The organism is Pseudomonas mediterranea CFBP 5447, assembly GCF_000774145.1.
GTDB classification, from domain to species: Bacteria; Pseudomonadota; Gammaproteobacteria; order Pseudomonadales; family Pseudomonadaceae; genus Aquipseudomonas; species Aquipseudomonas mediterranea.
In genome coordinates this window covers 434,911-456,336 of sequence record NZ_KN322984.1, presented here as the reverse complement: position 1 = coordinate 456,336, position 21,426 = coordinate 434,911, and the positions used below count along the sequence as shown (strand labels likewise).

The window sequence follows — 21,426 nt, the reverse complement described above, 5'->3', positions numbered from 1 at the left end:
CAAGCGCTGGCCGGGGCGCGATGTCAGTGGCGTGAATCGATCAATTTAGCTATTTCAAATGTTGCGGTGCAGCACAAAAGGTTACCCGGCCTCGAACAGCCTACACGGTCACTACGCGCTACAATGGCGGTTTTACCGATTGTGAGGTGCGCGTTTTGACTGCTCCAGGTGCTTTGAATTCCGCTGCAGGCTCGCTTTATGTGGTGGCGACGCCCATCGGCAACCTGGACGATATCAGTGCCCGGGCGCTGAAGATCCTGCGGGAGGTCGCCCTGATCGCGGCGGAAGACACCCGCCATTCCCAGCGGCTGCTGCAGCATTTCGGTATTTCCACGCCGCTGGCCGCCTGCCACGAACATAATGAACGGGACGAGGGCAGTCGTTTCATCACGCGCCTGCTGGCGGGCGACAACGTCGCGCTGATCTCCGATGCGGGCACGCCACTGATTTCCGACCCCGGCTACCATCTGGTGCGCCAGGCCCGCGCGGCGGGCATCAATGTGGTACCGGTGCCGGGGGCCTGTGCCTTGATCGCTGCACTGTCGGCGGCCGGCTTGCCATCGGACCGCTTTATCTTCGAGGGCTTCCTGCCGGCCAAGGCCGTGGGGCGTCGGGCGCGCTTGGAGTCTATAAAGGAAGAGCCGCGCACGCTGATTTTCTACGAAGCGCCGCACCGCATCCTCGAATGCCTGCAAGACATGGAACTGGTGTTCGGTCCCGAGCGTCCGGCACTTCTGGCACGTGAGCTGACCAAGACCTTCGAAACCCTCAAGGGACTGCCGCTGGCGCAATTGCGGGCCTTCGTCGAAAGCGACAGCAACCAGCAGCGTGGTGAGTGTGTGGTACTGGTGGCGGGTTGGACCGCGCCGGAGAGTGAAGAGGCCGTCAGTAGCGAAGCGATGCGCATCCTGGATCTGCTGCTCGAGGAAATGCCGCTCAAGCGTGCGGCCGCCCTGGCTGCGCAAATCACCGGCGAGCGCAAGAACGTGCTGTATCAGGTCGCGCTGGACCGGCAGAAGGCCCGGTAAAACCGGACAGGCAACATGGCCAAAGGCTTTTAGCGCTTGTTCTTCAGGCGCTCTGCCGTTAACCTTCGCGGCGGAGAGTCGATCGGACAGTCGCTGCCCTCTATGAGAATTAGAGGGGGGAGGAAAGTCCGGGCTCCATAGGGCGAAGTGCCAGGTAATGCCTGGGAGGCGTGAGCCTACGGAAAGTGCCACAGAAAATAACCGCCTAAGCGTTTCGGCGCCGGTAAGGGTGAAAAGGTGCGGTAAGAGCGCACCGCACGGCTGGCAACAGTTCGTGGCTAGGTAAACCCCACTTGGAGCAAGACCAAATAGGGTCCCAAGGCGTGGCCCGCGCTGGGACCGGGTAGGTTGCTAAAGATGTCCAGTGATGGCCATCGTAGACGAATGACTGTTCAAGACAGAACCCGGCTTACAGATCGACTCTCCACCTTTTCCCTTCCTGCCGAAATCACTGGCAGACGCATTTCCTAAGACCAAAAAAATCTTACTCTTAATAAATCACTTTAACTTGTGCGCGCAGCTTCCTGTGGTTGCTCGGGTTGAGGTGAAAAATCCTACGTCAGATTCTTGTTGCCCCTCCTGAAACGCTCCTAAATCTCCGATCTATAAGGCTTTTCCTTCAATCCGCGCCTTGACGGTGCGGTGGGCGCATTCCTATAGTGTGCGCGAGTGGAGGAAAGTGGCATGAAGTGGGTTTTTTGGACGTAAAACGCTAGATTTTGGAGAAACGCTGACGTGTTTCGCGGAGCCAACGCTATCAGTCTCGATGCAAAGGGCCGTCTCGCCATGCCGAGCCGGTACCGTGACGAGCTCGTTTCGCGTAGTTCCGGTCAGTTGATCGTCACGATCGATGCCGTTGACCCCTGTCTTTGCGTCTACCCGTTGGATGAATGGGAAATCATCGAAACCAAACTGCGCGCACTGCCTTCGCTGCGTGAAGAAAACCGCCGGCTGCAACGTTTGCTGATCGGTAATGCCGTCGACCTGGAGCTCGACGGCAGTGGTCGCTTCCTGGTCCCACCGCGCCTTCGCGAATACGCCAAGCTGGACAAGCGCGCGATGCTGGTGGGCCAACTGAACAAGTTCCAATTGTGGGACGAAGATGCCTGGAATGCGGTTTCCGCCGCCGACCTCGCTGCTATTCAACAACCGGGCGCCATGCCCGATGAACTGCGTGATCTGATCCTGTGACTATAAATAGCGGCTTCAACCACATCACCGTACTGCTTGACGAGGCCGTCGAGGCCCTCGCCGTACGTCCTGATGGCTGCTATCTGGACGGCACGTTCGGGCGCGGTGGGCACAGCCGGTTGATTCTCAGCCAGCTCGGTCCGGACGGCCGGCTGCTGGGATTCGACAAGGATCCTCAAGCGATTGCCACCGGGCAAGCGCTGGCGGCCGAAGACGGCCGCTTTGTCATTGTGCAGCGCAGCTTTGCGGAGCTGGGGTCGGAGGTCGCCGAGCGTGGCCTGGCCGGCAAGGTCGGCGGGATCCTGCTCGACTTGGGCGTCTCTTCGCCGCAACTGGACGATCCTGAGCGCGGCTTCAGTTTCCTCAATGATGGCCCGCTGGACATGCGCATGGATCCGTCTCGCGGAATCAGCGCCGCCGAATTCGTCAACACCGCGCCGGTAGAAGAGATCGCCCGTGTCTTCAAGGAGTACGGCGAAGAGCGTTTCTCCGGGCGCATGGCGCGCGCCGTTGTGGAGCGCCGCGACATCAAGCCATTCGAGCGCACCGGCGACCTGGCCGAAGTGCTGAAAATCGCCAACCCGGCGTGGGAGAAGGGCAAGAACCCGGCGACCCGGGCTTTCCAGGGGTTGCGCATCCACGTCAATAACGAACTGGGCGACCTCGAGGCCGGCCTCGATGCCGCGCTGGAAGCGCTGGAGATCGGCGGTCGCCTGGTGGTGATCAGCTTCCATTCCCTGGAAGACCGCATCGTCAAGCTGTTCATGCGCAAGCTCACCAAGGGCGAGGCCGACAACCTGCCGCGCAATCTGCCGGTGCGTTTCGAGGCCTTCGTGCCGAAAATCAAGATTCATGGCAAGGCGCAGTTCGCCTCCGAGGCGGAACTCAAGGCCAATCCCCGGGCCCGTAGCGCCGTCATGCGTGTTGCGGAGAAGTTGCGGTGAGCAAGCTCTTCGCCAAGCCCCTGCCGGGCGGCAGCTTTTTCATGCTGCTGCTGTTTATCGGCGTGCTCGTGTCGGCCATCGGCGTGTCCTATAGCGCGCACTGGAACCGGCAACTGCTCAACACGCTTTATAACGAACTGAGTGTGCGCGACAAGGCGCAGGCCGAGTGGGGCCGGTTGATCCTGGAGCAGAGCACCTGGACGGCCCACAGCCGTATCGAAGTATTGGCCACCGAACAGCTGAAGATGCGCATCCCGAATGCTGCCGAAGTACAGATGGTGGCGCCATGATGAAGCTCGAAGGGGCGCTGTTCCCATGGCGGTTCCGTCTGGTCCTGGGGTTGCTCGGGATCATGGTGGCTGCTATCTCCTGGCGCATCATCGACCTGCAAGTGGTCGACCGTGACTTCCTCAAGGGGCAGGGCGATGCCCGCAGCGTGCGTCATATCCCGATCCCGGCTCACCGTGGTCTGATCACCGACCGCAATGGCGAACCCCTGGCCGTGAGTACCCCGGTGACCACCTTGTGGGCGAACGCCAAGGAAATGCAGCTGGCCAAGGAAAAGTGGCCAGCCCTGGCCGCTGCCCTCGGGCAGGACCCCAAGGCCCTGGCCGAACGCCTGGAAGCCCAGGCCAACAAGGAGTTCATCTATCTGGTCCGTGGCTTGACCCCCGAGCAGGGCCAGAGCGTGCTCGACCTGAAGGTGCCGGGCGTGTATGGCATCGAAGAGTTCCGGCGTTTTTACCCGGCCGGTGAAGTGACGGCGCACATGGTCGGCTTTACCGATATCGATGACCGGGGGCGCGAAGGTGTGGAACTGGCTTATGACGAATGGCTCGCCGGGGTCGCCGGCAAGCGCCAGGTCATCAAGGATCGGCGCGGCAGGCTGATCAAGGATGTCCAGGTCACTAAAAACGCCAAGGCCGGCAAGCCCTTGGCGTTGTCCATTGATCTGCGCCTGCAATACCTGGCCAACCGCGAACTGCGCAACGCCATCGTCGAGAACGGTGCCAAGGCCGGCAGCCTGGTGATCATGGACGTGAAGACCGGCGAGATCCTGGCCATGGTCAACCAGCCCACCTACAACCCGAACAACCGTCGCAACCTGCAGCCGGCGATGATGCGCAACCGCGCGATGATCGACGTGTTCGAGCCGGGTTCGACCATGAAAGCCGTTTCCATGGCCGCTGCGCTGGAAACCGGACGCTGGAAGCCGAGCGACACCGTCGAGGTGTATCCGGGGACCTTGCAGATCGGCAAGTACACCATTCGTGACGTGTCCAAGACCGAAGGCCCGGTGCTCGACCTGACCGGCATCCTGATCAACTCCAGTAACGTGGGCATGAGCAAGATCGCCTTCGATATCGGCGGCGAGACTATCTATCGCCTGGCGCAGAAGATCGGCCTCGGCCAGGACACCGGCCTGGGCTTCCCTGGTGAGCGTGTCGGCAACCTGCCGAACTACCGCGAGTGGCGCAAAGCCGAGACGGCAACCCTGTCCTACGGCTATGGCGTATCCGTGACGGCGATCCAGCTGGTCCACGCGTTCTCGGCATTGGCCAACAACGGCCGCATCGCGCCGCTGACCCTGATCAAGACCGACAAGCCGCCGCAGACCACCCAGGTGATCCCGGAGAATGTCGCCAAGACCATGCAAGGCATGTTGCAGCAGGTGATCGAGGCGCCGCGCGGCGTCTACCGCGCCCAGGTACCGGCCTATCACGTCGCCGGCAAATCGGGTACGGCCCGCAAGACCTCCGTGGGCACCAAGGGTTATGCCGAAAACTCCTACCGTTCGCTGTTCGCCGGCTTCGGGCCGATGAGTGACCCGCGCTACGCCATCGTTGTGGTCATCGACGAGCCGAGCAAGGCGGGCTACTTCGGTGGCCTGGTGTCGGCGCCGGTATTCAGCAAGGTCATGTCCGGCACCCTGCGCCTGATGAACGTCACCCCGGATAACCTGCCGCCCACCCAGCAGGCGAGCACTGCGCCGGTCGTCCCTTTGAAAGCCGATGGAGGGCGTGGCTGATGTCCCTGAGCCTGAACAAGATTTTTGCCCACGCCGGTCACGATCTGCTGATTCGCGAACTGGCCCTGGACAGCCGCAACGTCCGCGCCGGGGACCTGTTCCTGGCCGTGCCGGGCGGACGCTATGACGGCCGCGCCCACATCGCCGATGCCTTGCAGCGCGGCGCGGCTGCGGTGGCCTATGAAGTAGAAGGTGCGACGGTACTGCCAATCACCGACGTGCCGCTGATTCCGGTCAAGGGCCTCGCGGCGCAGTTGTCGGACATCGCCGGGCGTTTCTATGGCGAGCCGAGCCGTCATCTGAACCTGATTGGCGTGACCGGTACCAACGGCAAGACCAGCGTCACCCAACTGGTGGCCCAGGCGCTGGACCTGCTGGGGCAGCACTGCGGCATTGTCGGGACACTGGGCAACGGTTTCCACGGCGCCCTGGTGAGCGGCCTGCACACCACGCCGAACCCGATTGCCGTGCAAGCGACCCTGGCCGACCTGAAAAAGGCTGGCGCCAAGGCCGTTGCGATGGAAGTGTCTTCCCATGGCCTGGATCAGGGACGCGTCACCGCCCTGGCGTTCGACATTGCCGTACTGACCAATCTGTCCCGGGATCACCTGGACTATCACGGCACCATGCAGGCCTATGGCGAAGTCAAGGCCAAGCTGTTTGCCTGGAACAACCTGAAATGCCGGGTCATCAACCTCGACGATGAGTTCGGCCGGCAATTGGCGGCCAATCAGGGCGAGTCGCGGTTGATCACCTACAGCCTGGAAGATGCCAGTGCGCACCTTTATGTACGCCAGGCGCAGTTCGACGACGAGGGCGTACGGGCGACGCTGGTCACCCCGCAGGGCGAACACCATCTGCGCAGCACCTTGCTGGGCCGTTTCAACCTGAGCAACGTATTGGCCGCCATCGGCGCCTTGCTGGGGCTGGACTACGCGCTGGATGAAATCCTCAAGGTCCTGCCGAAGCTCGAAGGCCCGGCCGGTCGCATGCAGCGCCTGGGCGGCGGCACTCAACCGCTGGTGGTGGTCGACTACGCCCACACCCCCGATGCCCTGGAAAAAGTCCTGATGGCCCTGCGACCTCACGCCAAAGGCAAGTTGCTCTGCCTGTTCGGCTGCGGCGGCGACCGTGACCGCGGCAAGCGCCCGCTGATGGCCGAGGTGGTGGAGCGGTTGGCCGATGGCGTACTCGTCACCGATGACAACCCTCGCAGCGAAGACCCGATGCAGATTTTCGACGACATCCGTGCCGGGTTCTCGGCGGCGGACAAGGTGACCTTCGTGGCCGGTCGCGGCCAGGCGATTGCCCAGTTGATCGCCAGCGCTTCGGCGGACGATGTGATCGTCCTGGCTGGCAAGGGGCACGAGGATTACCAGGAAATCAACGGCGTGCGCCATGACTTCTCCGATCTGGTCGAGGCCGATCATGCCTTGACCGCCTGGGAGGTGGCCCATGCTTAAGGCCTTGAAACTCAGCGAACTGACCGGCGCCCTGAATGCGCGCCTCATCGCGGCGGATGCCCGTTTCGACGGCGTCAGCATCGACAGCCGGGCCATTGCTCCAGGACAACTGTTCGTCGCCTTGGCCGGCCCGCGTTTTGACGGCCACGATTACCTGAATGACGTGGCGGCCAAAGGGGCGGTCGCGGCATTGGTCGAGCGCGAGGTCACCAACAGCGCGTTGCCACAGCTGCTGGTCGACGATACCCGTCAGGCCCTGGGCCAGCTCGGCGCACTGAACCGTGCGGCATTCGGCAACCCGGTCGCCGCCATCACCGGTTCCAGCGGCAAGACCACGGTCAAGGAAATGCTCGCCAGCATCCTGCGTACCCGTGGCCCGGTGCTGGCAACCCGCGGCAACCTGAACAATGACCTCGGCGTGCCGTTGACCCTGCTCGAGCTGGCGCCGGAGCACAGCGCCGCCGTCATCGAGCTCGGTGCCTCGCGGCTCGGCGAGATTGCCTACACCGTGGGCATGACCAAGCCCCACGTCGCCGTGCTCAACAACGCCGGGACCGCCCATGTCGGCGAGTTCGGCGGCCCGGAAAAAATCGTCGAGGCCAAGGGCGAGATCATCGAGGGGCTGGAGGCCGATGGCGTCGCCGTATTGAATCTCGACGACAAGGCGTTCGAAATCTGGAAGGCGCGAGCGGGTGAGCGCAAGGTGCTGACGTTTGCCCTGAGCAACCTCGCCGCGAACTTCTACGCCAGCGACCTGGACCGCGATGCCCGTGGCTGCCCGGCCTTCAACCTGCACAGCCCCGACGGTGCGGAGCGGGTCCAGTTGAACCTGCTCGGCACCCATAACGTCGCCAATGCCCTGGCCGCTGCCGCTGCCGCCCATGCGCTGGGCGTGTCCCTGCCGGGCGTCGTCGCAGGCTTGAACGCCGTGCAGCCGGTCAAGGGCCGCACCGTGGCGCAACTGGCCAGCAACGGCATGCGGGTGATCGACGACACCTACAACGCCAACCCGACGTCCATGTGCGCGGCGGTGGATATCCTCGCCGGTTTTTCCGGCCGCACCGTGCTGGTGCTGGGGGACATCGGCGAATTGGGCGAATGGGCGCAACAGGGGCACCACGACGTCGGTGCCTATGCCCGTGGCAAGGTCGATGCGCTGTATGCCGTCGGCCCGATGATGGCCCATGCCGTCGCCGCGTTCGGCGAGCACGCACAGCATTTCACCACTCAGGCCGACCTGATCCAGGCCCTGGGTGCCGAGCAAGACCCGAACACCACTTTATTGATCAAGGGCTCTCGTAGCGCAGCGATGGAAAACATCGTCGCGGCGCTGTGCGGCACCCGTACGGAGAAACATTGATGCTGCTGCTGCTAGCGGAGTACCTGCAACAGTTCTACAAAGGCTTCGCGGTCTTCCAGTACCTGACCCTGCGCGGGATCCTGGGTGTGCTGACCGCGTTGTCGTTGTCGCTGTTCCTGGGCCCGTGGATGATCCGCACCCTGCAGAACCTGCAAATCGGCCAGTCGGTGCGTAACGACGGGCCGCAGTCGCATCTGTCCAAATCCGGCACCCCGACCATGGGCGGCGCGTTGATCCTGTCGTCCATCGGCGTGAGCACCTTGCTCTGGGCCGACCTGGCCAACCGCTATGTCTGGACCGTGCTGCTGGTGACCCTGTTGTTCGGCGCCATCGGCTGGGTGGACGACTACCGCAAGGTCATCGAGAAAAACTCCCGTGGGCTGCCGAGCCGCTGGAAATATTTCTGGCAGTCGGTGTTCGGCCTGGGCGCGGCGATCTTCCTTTATATGACCGCCGCCTCGCCGGTGGAAACCACCCTGATCCTGCCGATGCTCAAGGACTACAGCATTCCGCTGGGCGCAGGCTTCGTCGTGCTGACCTACCTGGTGATCGTCGGTTCGAGCAACGCGGTCAACCTCACCGACGGCCTCGATGGCCTGGCGATCATGCCGACAGTGATGGTCGGCGGCGCGCTGGGGATCTTCTGCTACCTGTCGGGTAACGTGAAGTTCGCCGAATACCTGTTGATCCCCTACGTGCCGGGGGCGGGCGAGCTGATCGTGTTCTGCGGCGCGTTGATCGGCGCCGGCCTGGGTTTCCTCTGGTTCAACACCTACCCGGCCCAGGTCTTCATGGGTGACGTCGGCGCGCTGGCGCTGGGCGCGGCCCTGGGCACCATCGCCGTTATCGTTCGCCAGGAAATCGTCCTGTTCATCATGGGCGGTGTGTTCGTGATGGAGACCCTGTCAGTAGTCATTCAGGTTGCGTCCTTTAAATTGACCGGCCGCCGCGTATTCCGCATGGCGCCGATCCATCACCATTTTGAACTCAAGGGCTGGCCCGAGCCGCGCGTGATCGTCCGTTTCTGGATCATCACCGTGATTCTGGTGCTGATCGGCCTTGCCACCCTGAAGCTGAGGTAGAACGAGTGTCCCTGATCGCTTCTGACCACTTCCGCATCGTTGTCGGCCTCGGCAAGAGCGGCATGTCCCTGGTTCGCTTCCTGGCGAGCCGGGGCGTGTCGTTTGCCGTCGCGGATACGCGGGAGAATCCGCCTGAGCTGGCCACGCTGCGGCGTGACTATCCGCAGGTGGACGTGCGTTGTGGCGAGCTGGACGTCGAGTTCCTGTGCCGCGCCGACGAGCTCTACGTGAGCCCCGGCCTGGCCCTGGCGACGCCGGCCCTGCAGGCCGCTGCTGCCCGTGGAGTGAAATTGTCCGGTGATATCGAGCTGTTCGCGCGTAACGCCAAGGCGCCGATCATTGCTATCAGCGGCTCCAACGCGAAAAGCACCGTCACCACCCTGGTGGGCGAAATGGCCGCGGCGGCCGGCAAGCGGGTCGCCGTGGGCGGCAACCTCGGGACCCCGGCGCTGGACCTGCTCAGCGATGATGTCGAGCTGTACGTGATGGAGTTGTCGAGCTTCCAGCTCGAGACCACCGACCATCTCGGTGCCGAAGTGGCGACCGTGCTCAACATCAGCGAAGACCACATGGACCGCTACAGCGGCCTGCCGGCTTATCACCTGGCCAAGCACCGGATTTTCCGCGGTGCCCGGCAAGTGGTGTTCAACCGCCAGGACGCACTGACCCGTCCGTTGCTGGGCGAGGGCATGCCATGCTGGTCCTTCGGCCTCGGCGTGCCGGACTTCAAGGGCTTCGGGTTGCGTGAAGAGAATGGCGAGAAATACCTGGCCTTCGAATTCCAGAACCTGATGCCGGTGCGCGAGCTGAAGATCCGCGGTGCCCACAACCAGGCCAACGCACTGGCGGCCCTGGCCCTCGGGCATGCGGTCGGCCTGCCGTTCGATGCCATGCTGTCGGCGCTGCGTACTTTCGCCGGCCTCGAACACCGCTGCCAATGGGTTCGCGACCTGGATGGCGTGGCCTGGTACAACGATTCCAAGGCCACCAATGTCGGGGCGGCGCTGGCCGCCATCGAGGGGCTGGGCGCAGACATCGAAGGCAAGCTCGTGCTGATCGCCGGTGGCGACGGCAAGGGGGCCGACTTCAAGGACCTGCGCGATCCGGTGGCGGCCAACTGCCGCGCCGTGGTGCTGATGGGACGCGACCGCGAATTGATCGCCGAGGCCATCGGCGACGGCGTACCGCTGGTTCGCGTCGCTTCGCTGGACGAAGCCGTGCAGCAATGCCGTGCCCTCGCTCAACCGGGCGATGCCGTCCTGCTGTCGCCGGCTTGCGCCAGTTTCGACATGTTCAAGAACTACGAAGAGCGCGGGCAGTTGTTCGCCCGGGCTGCGGAGGACTTGGCATGAGCCTGAGAAACGTCATCAAGCCGTATCCGTCGCCGCTGATCACCGGGCGTGGTATCGACCTCGATTTCCCGATGCTCGCCGGTTGCCTGGCGTTGCTGGGCCTGGGCCTGGTGATGATCACTTCCGCGTCGTCGGAAGTGGCGGCCGTGCAGTCCGGCAACACCCTGTACCACATGATCCGCCACCTGATTTACCTGGTGATCGGCCTGGGGGCCTGCGTCGTCACCATGATGGTGCCGATCGCCACCTGGCAACGCCTGGGCTGGATGATGCTGCTCGGTGCCTTTGGCCTGCTGGTGATGGTGCTGGTGCCGGGTATTGGCCGCGAGGTCAACGGTTCGATGCGCTGGATCGGTTTCAGTTTCTTCAACGTACAGCCCTCGGAAATCGCCAAGGTCTTCGTGGTGCTGTTCCTCGCCGGTTATCTGGTGCGTCGCCAGAAGGAAGTGCGCGAGAGTTGGATGGGTTTCTTCAAGCCGTTCATCGTGTTGCTGCCCATGGCCGGCCTGCTGCTGATGGAACCGGACTTCGGCGCTACGGTGGTGATGATGGGCGCGGCGGCGGCGATGTTGTTCCTGGGCGGAGTCGGACTGTTCCGCTTCATCCTGATGGTGGCGCTGGCGGTGGCTGCCGTGACGGTGCTGGTGCAGGCGCAACCCTATCGGATGGCGCGGCTGATCACCTTTACCGACCCGTGGGCCGACCAGTTCGGTTCCGGCTATCAATTGACCCAGGCGTTGATCGCCTTCGGGCGCGGCGAATGGCTGGGCGTGGGCCTGGGCAACAGCGTGCAGAAACAGTTCTACCTGCCGGAAGCCCACACCGACTTCGTGTTCTCGGTGCTGGCCGAAGAACTCGGCGTGGTGGGGTCGCTGTGCACCGTGGCCCTGTTCGTGTTCGTCTGCGTGCGTGGCATGTACATCGGCTTGTGGGCCGAGAAGGCCAAACAGTTCTTCGCCGCCTATGTGGCCTATGGTCTGTCGTTCCTGTGGATTGGTCAGTTCCTGATCAACATCGGTGTGAACGTCGGCCTGCTGCCGACCAAGGGCCTGACGCTGCCATTCCTTAGTTATGGCGGCAGCTCCCTGGTGATCTGCTGTGCCTGTCTCGGCCTGTTGTTGCGCATCGAATGGGAGAGCCGGACCCACCTGGGCAGCGAAGAGATGGAATTCCAGGAGAGCGACTTCGCCGAGGAGCCGTCTCATGGGCGCTAACGTGCTGATCATGGCCGGTGGCACCGGCGGGCATGTCTTCCCGGCGCTGGCCTGTGCCCGAGAGTTCCAGGCGCGCGGCTACACCGTGCACTGGCTGGGCACGCCACGGGGGATCGAGAACGAACTGGTCCCTGGCGCGGGCCTGGAGTTGCATCGGATCGACGCCAGCGGCCTGCGGGGCAAAGGCAAGCTGTCCTTGCTCAAGGCGCCGCTGATGCTGCTCAAGTCGGTCTGGCAGGCGCGGGCGATCATTCGCCGGTTACGGCCGGTCTGCGTGGTCGGGTTCGGTGGTTATGTGACCGGCCCCGGCGGTGTCGCAGCCAAATTGGCCGGCGTGCCGGTGATCGTTCACGAGCAGAACGCCGTCGCCGGTACCGCCAATCGGTTACTGGTGCCGTTGGCCGCCCGGGTCTGTGAAGCCTTTCCCGACACCTTTACCCTGTCGGGCAGCCGCCGCACCACCGGTAATCCGGTGCGTACCGAGCTGTTTCTTGATAACCCGCGCCCGGCCCTGGCCGGACGCAAGGCGCGTTTGTTGGTCCTGGGTGGAAGCCTGGGGGCAGAGCCGTTGAACAAATTGCTGCCCGAAGCCTTGTCGCAGGTCGCTTCCGAACTGCGGCCGGAAGTCTTTCACCAGGCTGGCAAGCACCACGATGAAGTGACCGCCGAGCGCTACCGCGCCGCAGGCGTCGAGGCGCAAGTGCAGCCTTTCATCAAAGACATGGCCCAAGCCTATGGCTGGGCCGACCTGGTGATCTGTCGCGCAGGCGCGTTGACCATCAGTGAACTGGCTGCCGCCGGTCTGCCCTCGATGCTGGTGCCCTTGCCCCACGCCATCGACGACCACCAGACCCGCAATGCCGATTATTTGGCCCGCGAAGGCGCTGCCTTCCTGCTGCCGCAAAGAACGACCGGCGCCGCGGATCTTGCCGCCCGCCTGACAGAGGTCTTGATGCAACCGCAACGACTAGAAGACATGGCCCGCGCCGCGCGCCGCCTGGCCAAACCCGATGCAACGGCCCAAGTGGTCGATACCTGCCTGGAGGTGGCCCATGGTTGAGAATCGCAAAGCCATGCCACAGCCGGAAATGCGCCGTATCCGCCGCATCCACTTCGTCGGTATCGGCGGCGTGGGCATGTGCGGGATCGCCGAAGTGCTATTGAACCTGGGCTATCAGGTCTCCGGTTCCGACCTGAAGGCTTCGCCGGTCACTGAGCGCCTGGAGTCCTTTGGCGCCCAGATTTTTATCGGCCACCGTGCCGAGAACGCCGCCAATGCCGACGTGCTGGTGGTTTCCAGCGCCGTGAACACCTCCAACCCGGAAGTCGCCACCGCCCTGGAACGCCGCATTCCAGTGGTGCCCCGTGCCGAGATGCTGGCCGAGCTGATGCGCTATCGCCACGGCATCGCCGTGGCCGGCACCCATGGCAAGACCACCACCACCAGCCTGATCGCCTCGGTGTTCGCCGCCGGTGGCCTGGATCCGACCTTCGTGATCGGCGGTCGCCTGAATGCCGCGGGTACCAATGCCCAACTGGGCACCAGCCGCTACCTGATCGCCGAAGCCGACGAGAGCGATGCAAGCTTCCTGCACCTGCAACCGCTGGTGGCCGTGGTCACCAACATCGACGCCGACCACATGGCGACTTACGACGGCGACTTCAACAAGTTGAAGAAGACCTTCGTCGAGTTCCTCCACAACCTGCCGTTCTACGGCTTGGCGGTGGTGTGCCTGGACGATCCGGTGGTGCGGGAGATTCTGCCGCTGATCAAGCGCCCGACCGTGACCTACGGTTTCGGCGAAGAAGCCGACGTGCGCGCCATCAACGTGCGCCAGCAGGGCATGCAGACGTTCTTCACCGTGCTGCGCCCCGACCGCGAGCCGCTGGACGTGTCGGTGAACATGCCGGGCAACCACAACGTGCTCAACGCCCTGGCCACCATCTGCATCGCCACCGACGAAGGCGTCAGCGACGAAGCCATCGTCCAGGGGCTGTCCGGCTTCCAGGGCGTGGGGCGACGCTTCCAGGTCTATGGCGAGCTGCCAGTGGACGGCGGCCAGGTGATGCTGGTGGACGACTACGGCCATCACCCGACCGAAGTTGCGGCGGTGATCAAGGCCGTGCGCGGTGGTTGGCCGGAGCGCCGCCTGGTGATGGTCTACCAGCCGCACCGCTACAGCCGTACCCGCGACCTGTACGACGATTTCGTCCAGGTGCTGGCCGACGCCAACGTGCTGCTGCTGATGGAAGTCTATCCAGCCGGGGAGGAGCCGATCCCGGGTGCCGACAGCCGTCAGCTGTGCCACAGCATCCGTCAGCGCGGTCAATTGGACCCGATCTACATCGAACGCGGCGTGGACCTCGCGCCCTTGGTCAAGCCGCTGCTGCGCGCCGGCGACATCCTGTTGTGCCAAGGGGCCGGTGACATCGGCGGCCTGGCGCCGAAACTGTTGAAAAGTCCGTTATTCGCCGGTGCCACCGTGGCCTCCAGCGAGGGGAAACTGAAATGACTGCTGCCTACGCCAACCTGGTCTCCACCCTTGACCCGAAAGCCTTCGGCCGTGTCGCCGTGCTGTTCGGTGGCAAGAGTGCCGAGCGCGAGGTATCCCTCAAGTCCGGCAAGGCTGTGCTTGAAGCCTTGCAAGGCGCCGGCGTCGATGCATTCGGCATCGACGTGGGCGATGACTTCCTGCAGCGCTTGCTGAGTGAAAAGATCGACCGTGCGTTCATCATCCTCCACGGTCGTGGCGGCGAAGACGGCAGTATGCAAGGCCTGCTCGAATGCCTGGGCATTCCCTACACCGGCAGCGGCATCCTGGCTTCGGCCCTGGCGATGGATAAGCTGCGCACCAAGCAGGTCTGGCACAGCCTCGGCATCCCGACGCCGCGGCATGCCGTGCTGGCGTCCGAGGCCGACTGTATTTCGGCGGCCACGGAACTGGGCTTCCCTTTGATCGTCAAACCGGCCCATGAAGGTTCAAGTATCGGCATGGCGAAAGTGAATTCGCTGCCTGAGTTGACCGCGGCATGGAAAGACGCCAGTTCCTACGATTCGCAAGTGTTGGTCGAGCAATGGATCACCGGTCCCGAGTTCACCATCGCCACCCTGCGTGACCAGGTGTTGCCGCCGATTGCGCTGGGCACGCCCCACACGTTCTACGACTACGACGCCAAGTACGTGGCCAATGACACCCAGTACCGCATTCCCTGCGGGCTGGACAGCACCAAGGAAAGAGAACTGATGGACCTCACGGCCAAGGCCTGTGAGGCGCTGGGTATTGCCGGTTGGGGACGGGCGGACGTGATGCAGGACGCCGAGGGGCAGTTCTGGTTCCTGGAAGTCAATACCGCGCCCGGCATGACCGATCACAGCCTGGTACCGATGGCGGCCCGTGCCGCCGGCCTGGATTTCCAGCAACTGGTGCTGTCGATCCTGGCCGCCAGTGTCGGCACTCAAGAGCCAAGAGGTTAAGCCATGCAAGGCGCATCGCTTCGTCATCAGCCATCCGCACCCGGTCGCAAGCCGGTGCCGCGGGGTGCCAGCCGAATGGTGGCCAAAGAGCCGATGTCGGCGCGCTTGCCGAAAGCCAACTTTGGTTTTCTCAAGAGCCTGTTCTGGCCGGTACTGCTGGTGGCGTTGGGGTTCGGTACCTATGAAGGCGCCCAGCGGTTGCTGCCTTACGCCGACCGGCCGATCGCCCGGATCAACGTCCAGGGCGACCTCAGCTACATCAGCCAGCAGGCGGTGCAGCAGCGGATCGCCCCGTTCGTGGCGTCGAGCTTCTTCACCATCGACCTGGCGGGTATGCGCACGGAGCTGGAGCAGATGCCCTGGATCGCCCACGCCGAAGTCCGGCGTGTGTGGCCCGACCAGGTTTCGATCCGCCTGGAAGAACAACTGCCGGTGGCCCGCTGGGGCGACGAGTCGCTGTTGAACAACCAGGGCCAGGCGTTCACGCCGCGGGAACTGGCCAATTACGAACATTTGCCACAGTTGTTCGGCCCGCAGCGGGCCCAGCAGCAGGTGATGCAGCAATACCAGGTGTTGAGCCAGATGCTCCGGCCGTTGGGCTTCTCCATCGCGCGCCTGGAATTGCGCGAACGCGGCAGCTGGTTCCTGACCACTGGCGCAGGCAGCTCGGGGCCGGGCATCGAGCTGCTGCTCGGCCGCGGCAACCTGGTGGAAAAGATGCGCCGTTTCATCGCCATCTATGACAAGACGCTCAAAGAACAGATTACGAACATCGCGCGCATCGACCTGCGCTACGCCAATGGCCTGGCTGTTGGCTGGCGGGAACCGGTAGCGCCCACGACGGCCCAACCCGCCGTCGCGAAGAATTAAGAAGAGGCAGGACCCATGGCAAACGTGCAAAGCGGAAAAATGATCGTCGGGCTGGATATCGGCACTTCCAAGGTGGTTGCGCTGGTAGGCGAGGTTGCGGACGACGGCACGCTGGTCATCGTCGGGATCGGTACCCATCCGTCCCGTGGCCTGAAGAAAGGTGTGGTGGTGAACATCGAGTCCACCGTGCAATCGATCCAGCGCGCCATCGAAGAAGCGCAGCTGATGGCCGGTTGCCGGATCCACTCGGCATTCGTCGGCGTGGCGGGTAATCACATCCGCAGCCTGAACTCCCACGGCATCGTCGCGATTCGTGATCGTGAAGTCAGCTCCGCCGACCTTGAGCGCGTGCTCGACGCGGCACAGGCCGTGGCGATTCCGGCCGACCAGCGGGTGTTGCACACCCTGCCGCAGGATTACGTGATCGACAACCAGGAAGGCGTGCGCGAGCCCCTGGGCATGTCCGGCGTGCGCCTGGAAGCCAAGGTCCACGTAGTCACCTGCGCCGTGAACGCTGCGCAGAACATCGAAAAATGCGTGCGCCGTTGCGGCCTGGAAATCGACGACATCATCCTCGAGCAACTGGCTTCGGCCTACTCGGTACTGACCGACGACGAGAAGGAACTGGGCGTGTGCCTGGTGGACATCGGCGGCGGTACCACCGACATCGCAATCTTCACCGAAGGCGCCATCCGCCACACCGCGGTGATCCCGATTGCCGGTGACCAGGTGACCAACGACATCGCCATGGCGTTGCGCACCCCGACCCAGTACGCCGAGGAAATCAAGATCCGCTACGCCTGCGCCCTGGCGAAACTGGCCGGTGCCGGTGAAACCATCAAGGTCCCGAGCGTCGGCGACCGTCCACCGCGCGAGCTGTCCCGCCAGGCTTTGGCCGAGGTGGTCGAGCCGCGCTACGACGAACTGTTCACGCTGATCCAGGCTGAACTGCGCCGCAGCGGCTACGAAGACCTGATCCCGGCCGGCATCGTGTTGACCGGCGGTACGTCGAAGATGGAAGGCGCGGTCGAGCTGGCCGAGGAAATCTTCCACATGCCGGTACGCCTGGGCGTGCCCCATGGCGTCAAGGGCCTGGATGACGTGGTGCGCAACCCGATCTATTCCACCGGCGTGGGCCTGTTGATGTACGGCCTGCAGAAGCAGTCCGACGGCATCTCGTTCTCAGGGATAGGCAGCCGCGACAGCTACAGCAGCGACGAGCCGAAGGCACCGCTGTTCGAGCGGCTCCAGGCGTGGGTCAAAGGTAACTTTTAGCGACAAGTTTCAAGCTTCAAGCGGCAAGCTTGCAGCTCAAGGGCTTGCAGCTTGTAGCTGAAGATGCAGTAGGCGAAAAAAACTAGAGAATGTAAGGAGAGGGAAAATGTTCGAACTCGTAGACAACATCCCCGCTAGCCCGGTTATCAAGGTAATCGGTGTCGGCGGTGGCGGCGGCAACGCTGTCAACCACATGGTCAAGAGCAACATCGAAGGCGTCGAGTTCATCTGCGCCAACACCGATGCTCAAGCGCTGAAGAACATTGGCGCGCGGACCATCCTACAACTGGGTACCGGTGTGACCAAGGGCCTGGGTGCCGGCGCGAATCCCGAGGTTGGCCGTCAGGCTGCCCTGGAAGACCGCGAGCGCATCGCTGAAGTCCTGGCCGGCACCAACATGGTGTTCATCACCACGGGCATGGGCGGCGGTACCGGTACCGGTGCGGCGCCAATCATTGCCGAAGTGGCCAAGGAAATGGGCATCCTCACCGTTGCGGTGGTGACCCGTCCGTTCCCGTTCGAAGGCCGCAAGCGCATGCAGATTGCCGATGAAGGCATCCGTGCGTTGAGCGACAGCGTCGACTCGTTGATCACCATCCCCAACGAGAAACTGCTGACCATCCTCGGTAAAGACGCCAGCCTGCTGTCGGCTTTCGCCAAGGCCGATGACGTATTGGCCGGTGCCGTTCGCGGTATCTCCGACATCATCAAGCGTCCGGGCATGATCAACGTCGACTTCGCCGACGTACGCACCGTGATGTCCGAAATGGGCATGGCGATGATGGGCACTGGCTGCGCCAGCGGTCCGAACCGTGCGCGCGAGGCCACCGAAGCGGCCATCCGCAACCCGTTGCTCGAAGATGTGAACCTGCAGGGCGCCCGCGGCATCCTGGTGAACATCACCGCCGGTCCCGACCTGTCCCTGGGCGAGTACTCCGACGTGGGTAGCATCATCGAAGCGTTCGCTTCCGACCACGCCATGGTCAAGGTCGGCACCGTGATCGATCCGGACATGCGTGACGAGCTGCACGTGACCGTGGTTGCCACCGGCCTGGGCGCGAAAATCGAGAAACCGATGAAGGTGATCGACAACACTGTCCAGACCACCATGGCCTCGCAGCCTCAGCAGCAAGCCCCCGTTCGTCAGGAACAGCCAGCGGTGAACTACCGCGACCTGGACCGTCCGACCGTCATGCGCAACCAGGCCCAGGCCGGTGCTGCGACTGCCGCGAAGATGAATCCACAAGACGATCTGGACTACCTGGACATCCCGGCCTTCCTGCGTCGTCAGGCCGATTGATGAAATGTATCAGGGGTATTCGGGTGATTGGTGTTCAGCAAAGGTCTGGTCTGCTATCATCGCCAGCCTTTGTTGATACCAGTTCGCAATTTGCGCTGAAGCGGCCCATGCCATGATTAAACAACGCACCCTGAAGAATATTATCCGTGCCACAGGTGTCGGCCTGCACTCCGGCGAGAAGGTCTACCTGACCCTCAAGCCCGCGCCTGTCGACACCGGCATTGTGTTTTGTCGTGCCGACCTCGACCCTGTGGTGCAGATTCCTGCTCGCGCGGAAAATGTTGGTGAAACCACCATGTCGACCACACTGGTCAACGGTGACACCAAAGTGGACACGGTGGAGCATTTGCTCTCGGCCATGGCTGGCCTGGGCATCGATAACGCCTACGTCGAGCTCTCCGCGTCCGAAGTCCCGATCATGGATGGCAGCGCCGGACCCTTCGTATTCCTGATTCAATCGGCTGGCCTGGAAGAGCAGGACGCGGCCAAGAAGTTCATCCGCATCCTGCGGGAAGTGACAGTGGAAGACGGCGACAAGCGCGCCACTTTCGTCCCTTTCGATGGTTTCAAGGTGAGCTTCGAGATCGATTTCGATCACCCGGTTTTCCGTGACCGCACCCAGAGTGCAAGCGTGGATTTTTCCAGCACTTCGTTCGTAAAAGAAGTCAGCCGCGCCCGTACCTTTGGTTTCATGAGTGACATCGAGTACCTGCGCAAGCACAACCTCGCACTCGGCGGCAGTGTTGAAAACGCGATCGTGGTCGATTCCGATGGCGTGTTGAACGAAGACGGCCTTCGCTATGAAGATGAATTCGTCAAACACAAGATCCTCGATGCGATCGGCGACCTCTACCTGCTGGGCAATAGCCTGATTGGTGAGTTCAAGGGCTTCAAGTCCGGCCACGCACTGAACAACCAGCTGCTGCGCAAGTTGATTGAGCAGAAAGATGCTTGGGAAGTCGTGACGTTCGAAGACGCCAGTACCGCACCGATCTCTTATATGCGCCCTGTTGCGGCCGTGTAAGCAAAAAACCTCTCTAGTTTTTTAAGGGCTGCCTTCGGGTGGCCTTTTTTTATGGCTGTCAGGGAAGCATCTGTGGAGAGGGGATTTATCTGTGGCGAGGGGATTCATCCCCGCTGGGCTGCAGAGCAGCCCCAAAACCAGGCAACTCGGTGGGTCAAATGGATTGGCCCATAGTGATAGGGCTGCTCCGCAGCCCAGCGGGGATAAATCCCTTCGCCACAAGGGTATCGGGGCATTACATCGCGCAGACCACGCAATTGCGTCCGCTGGCCTTGGCCTGGTATAGCGCCTTGTCGGCGGCGAACAGCAGCTGTTCGAAATCGCCATACGGCCCCTGGGACCAGGTGGCGATGCCGATGCTGACGGTCATGGGCGCCTCGCCCGGCCGGACGGGCAGCTGTTCCACTGCTTCGCGAATGCTCTGGGCCGTGGCAAACGCCCCGGCAGTGTTGGTTTCCGGCAACACCACCGAAAACTCTTCGCCGCCATAGCGGGCGGCCAGGTCGGCTGGACGACGGACACGTTCACCGATCAGGCGTGCCAGGACCCGCAATGCCTCGTCACCCTGTTGATGGCCATGGCGATCATTGAATGCCTTGAAGTGGTCGGCATCGATCATTAGCACCGACAGCGGCTGGCCGGAGCGCAAGGCCCGCAGCCATTCTCTTTGCAGCGTCTCGTCCAGGGCCCTGCGGTTGGCCAGGCCCGTCAGCGGATCGGTGGCCGCCCGCCGGGCCAGTTCCCGTTCAGCACGATGGCGGCGCCTCAGTTCACGGCGCAGCAACCAAGTGAGCCAGAGCAGGCCGATGCACAGCGCGCCGGTAGCGCCGCTGACGATCAAAGTCGTACGTAGCCATGAAGCGAAGACTTCCTCGGAGGAGAGCGCCACCACGACGATCAACGGCAAGTTGCCGACCTGGGAAAAGGTGTAGAGGCGCTGTTTCTGGTCAAAACCGGAAATGCTGGTGAAGCTGCCGTTCCCTTCACGCAGGATGCGCACGAAGTTTGGCCGGTTGCTGAAATCCCGGCCGATCATGTCCTCGGCCAGAGGCGGCTCCTGGGCCAGCAGGATTCCCTCGCGGCTGATCAGGTTGACCGTACCGCCATGCCCGATGTTCAAGCTCTTGAACAACTGGCTGAAGTAACTCAAGCGCATCGCGGCTTCGGCCACGCCGAGGAAGTCGCCGCGGTCGTCGCTCAGCCGGCGACTGAAACTGATACGCCAGTCGTGCTCGCCACTCCTGGCTCGGAAGGGGCGGCTGATCATCATGTCCGGGCTCGGGTTCTGGACGTGGGACTGGAAATATTCCCGCTCGGCATAATTACCGACACGAGGCTCGACCGAGGCCGAGTCAGCGATCACATCACCTTGCTTGTTCAGCAGCAGGATGTCGCCTTTGTAGGGCGCGGCGGTGGCGCGGTCGAACAAGGCCAGATGGCGGATTTCCGGTGAAACGTCTTTCAGGTCGTCGCGCTTGGCCGCGGCAATCAGGCCTTGCACCGACACGTCGTAGAGCTCGACGTTGCGCAGCACGTCGGCATCGATCAACTGCACGATATTGGTGGCCGCACGTGTTGCCGCTTCACGGGCGCTGGCGTGTTCGCGAATCAGCAGGAAGGTGACGATGCCCAGGATGGCAATGACAACCAGTGAGCTGGCCAGTACGAGGACCCGCTCCGAACGTATCGATCGCGGGGTGTTGCCGGATATCGCACTGCTGGGGCTCATGATTCCGATGTCTGTAGGGCCGATCCATTCCGAAGGGAGCATAGCTGGCAATTCACCAGATGCTGGCCTTTTGCAGATTGTGCTTGGATC

General features: G+C 62.9%; 18 protein-coding genes and 1 other RNA gene. 18 read left to right on the top strand and 1 reads right to left on the bottom strand.

Going from position 1 to position 21,426, the window contains the following annotated elements:
- The first annotated feature begins 155 nt into the window (after window positions 1-155).
- The 18 genes from rsmI to lpxC all read left to right on the top strand — a co-directional run bounded on the left by rsmI (window position 156) and on the right by lpxC (window position 19,607).
- The gene (gene rsmI, locus N005_RS11805) at window positions 156-1,028 is read left to right on the top strand and encodes a 16S rRNA (cytidine(1402)-2'-O)-methyltransferase (RefSeq protein ID WP_047701356.1); all 873 of its coding nucleotides are present in this window, start codon (window positions 156-158) and stop codon (window positions 1,026-1,028) included.
- A 74-nt stretch (window positions 1,029-1,102) separates the two neighbouring features.
- An RNA gene (gene rnpB, locus N005_RS27790) (RNase P RNA component class A) lies at window positions 1,103-1,456 on the top strand.
- Between the two features lie 307 nt (window positions 1,457-1,763).
- Window positions 1,764-2,219 carry a division/cell wall cluster transcriptional repressor MraZ gene (mraZ, locus tag N005_RS11800; protein ID WP_003205355.1) on the top strand — a complete coding sequence of 152 codons (456 nt, stop codon included), beginning with the start codon at window positions 1,764-1,766 and terminating at the stop codon, window positions 2,217-2,219.
- Entirely contained in the window at window positions 2,216-3,163 is a 948-nt protein-coding gene (rsmH, locus tag N005_RS11795; RefSeq protein WP_047701355.1) for a 16S rRNA (cytosine(1402)-N(4))-methyltransferase RsmH, read from the top strand. The genes mraZ and rsmH overlap by 4 nt, the downstream gene beginning before the upstream one ends.
- Complete coding sequence (gene ftsL / locus N005_RS11790; protein ID WP_041020575.1) at window positions 3,160-3,453, top strand: cell division protein FtsL; 294 nt, start codon at window positions 3,160-3,162, stop codon at window positions 3,451-3,453. Before rsmH ends, ftsL begins: the two co-directional genes overlap by 4 nt.
- A complete protein-coding gene (locus N005_RS11785) occupies window positions 3,453-5,192 on the top strand; it encodes a peptidoglycan D,D-transpeptidase FtsI family protein (protein WP_162843632.1) in 1,740 nt (579 codons plus the stop codon). The genes ftsL and N005_RS11785 overlap by 1 nt, the downstream gene beginning before the upstream one ends.
- Complete coding sequence (locus N005_RS11780; protein WP_047701353.1) at window positions 5,192-6,655, top strand: UDP-N-acetylmuramoyl-L-alanyl-D-glutamate--2,6-diaminopimelate ligase; 1,464 nt, start codon at window positions 5,192-5,194, stop codon at window positions 6,653-6,655. Before N005_RS11785 ends, N005_RS11780 begins: the two co-directional genes overlap by 1 nt.
- On the top strand, window positions 6,648-8,015 hold the full coding sequence (locus N005_RS11775) for a UDP-N-acetylmuramoyl-tripeptide--D-alanyl-D-alanine ligase (protein ID WP_047701352.1): 1,368 nt from the start codon (window positions 6,648-6,650) through the stop codon (window positions 8,013-8,015). Before N005_RS11780 ends, N005_RS11775 begins: the two co-directional genes overlap by 8 nt.
- On the top strand, window positions 8,015-9,097 hold the full coding sequence (gene mraY, locus N005_RS11770) for a phospho-N-acetylmuramoyl-pentapeptide-transferase (protein WP_041020571.1): 1,083 nt from the start codon (window positions 8,015-8,017) through the stop codon (window positions 9,095-9,097). Before N005_RS11775 ends, mraY begins: the two co-directional genes overlap by 1 nt.
- A gap of 5 nt (window positions 9,098-9,102) precedes the next feature.
- Complete coding sequence (murD, locus tag N005_RS11765; protein WP_047701351.1) at window positions 9,103-10,449, top strand: UDP-N-acetylmuramoyl-L-alanine--D-glutamate ligase; 1,347 nt, start codon at window positions 9,103-9,105, stop codon at window positions 10,447-10,449.
- The gene (gene ftsW, locus N005_RS11760) at window positions 10,446-11,663 is read left to right on the top strand and encodes a putative lipid II flippase FtsW (protein WP_047701350.1); all 1,218 of its coding nucleotides are present in this window, start codon (window positions 10,446-10,448) and stop codon (window positions 11,661-11,663) included. The genes murD and ftsW overlap by 4 nt, the downstream gene beginning before the upstream one ends.
- The gene (gene murG / locus N005_RS11755) at window positions 11,653-12,723 is read left to right on the top strand and encodes an undecaprenyldiphospho-muramoylpentapeptide beta-N-acetylglucosaminyltransferase (protein WP_047701349.1); all 1,071 of its coding nucleotides are present in this window, start codon (window positions 11,653-11,655) and stop codon (window positions 12,721-12,723) included. Before ftsW ends, murG begins: the two co-directional genes overlap by 11 nt.
- Window positions 12,716-14,176, top strand: coding sequence for a UDP-N-acetylmuramate--L-alanine ligase (gene murC, locus N005_RS11750; RefSeq protein WP_047701348.1), 1,461 nt, complete (start codon window positions 12,716-12,718; stop codon window positions 14,174-14,176). Before murG ends, murC begins: the two co-directional genes overlap by 8 nt.
- A complete protein-coding gene (locus tag N005_RS11745) occupies window positions 14,173-15,138 on the top strand; it encodes a D-alanine--D-alanine ligase (protein ID WP_047701347.1) in 966 nt (321 codons plus the stop codon). The genes murC and N005_RS11745 overlap by 4 nt, the downstream gene beginning before the upstream one ends.
- A gap of 3 nt (window positions 15,139-15,141) precedes the next feature.
- On the top strand, window positions 15,142-16,008 hold the full coding sequence (locus N005_RS11740; protein WP_024781279.1) for a cell division protein FtsQ/DivIB: 867 nt from the start codon (window positions 15,142-15,144) through the stop codon (window positions 16,006-16,008).
- A 15-nt stretch (window positions 16,009-16,023) separates the two neighbouring features.
- Window positions 16,024-17,283 carry a cell division protein FtsA gene (gene ftsA / locus N005_RS11735; RefSeq protein WP_003205342.1) on the top strand — a complete coding sequence of 420 codons (1,260 nt, stop codon included), beginning with the start codon at window positions 16,024-16,026 and terminating at the stop codon, window positions 17,281-17,283.
- A 106-nt stretch (window positions 17,284-17,389) separates the two neighbouring features.
- Window positions 17,390-18,583, top strand: coding sequence for a cell division protein FtsZ (gene ftsZ / locus N005_RS11730; RefSeq protein WP_047701346.1), 1,194 nt, complete (start codon window positions 17,390-17,392; stop codon window positions 18,581-18,583).
- Window positions 18,584-18,695: 112 nt separating this feature from the next.
- Entirely contained in the window at window positions 18,696-19,607 is a 912-nt protein-coding gene (lpxC, locus tag N005_RS11725) for a UDP-3-O-acyl-N-acetylglucosamine deacetylase (protein WP_010452622.1), read from the top strand.
- Window positions 19,608-19,842: 235 nt separating this feature from the next.
- On the opposite strand, the gene N005_RS11720 is transcribed toward lpxC, so the two are convergent.
- Window positions 19,843-21,336, bottom strand: coding sequence for a GGDEF domain-containing protein (locus N005_RS11720; RefSeq protein WP_047701345.1), 1,494 nt, complete (start codon window positions 21,334-21,336; stop codon window positions 19,843-19,845).
- Window positions 21,337-21,426 lie beyond the last annotated feature (90 nt).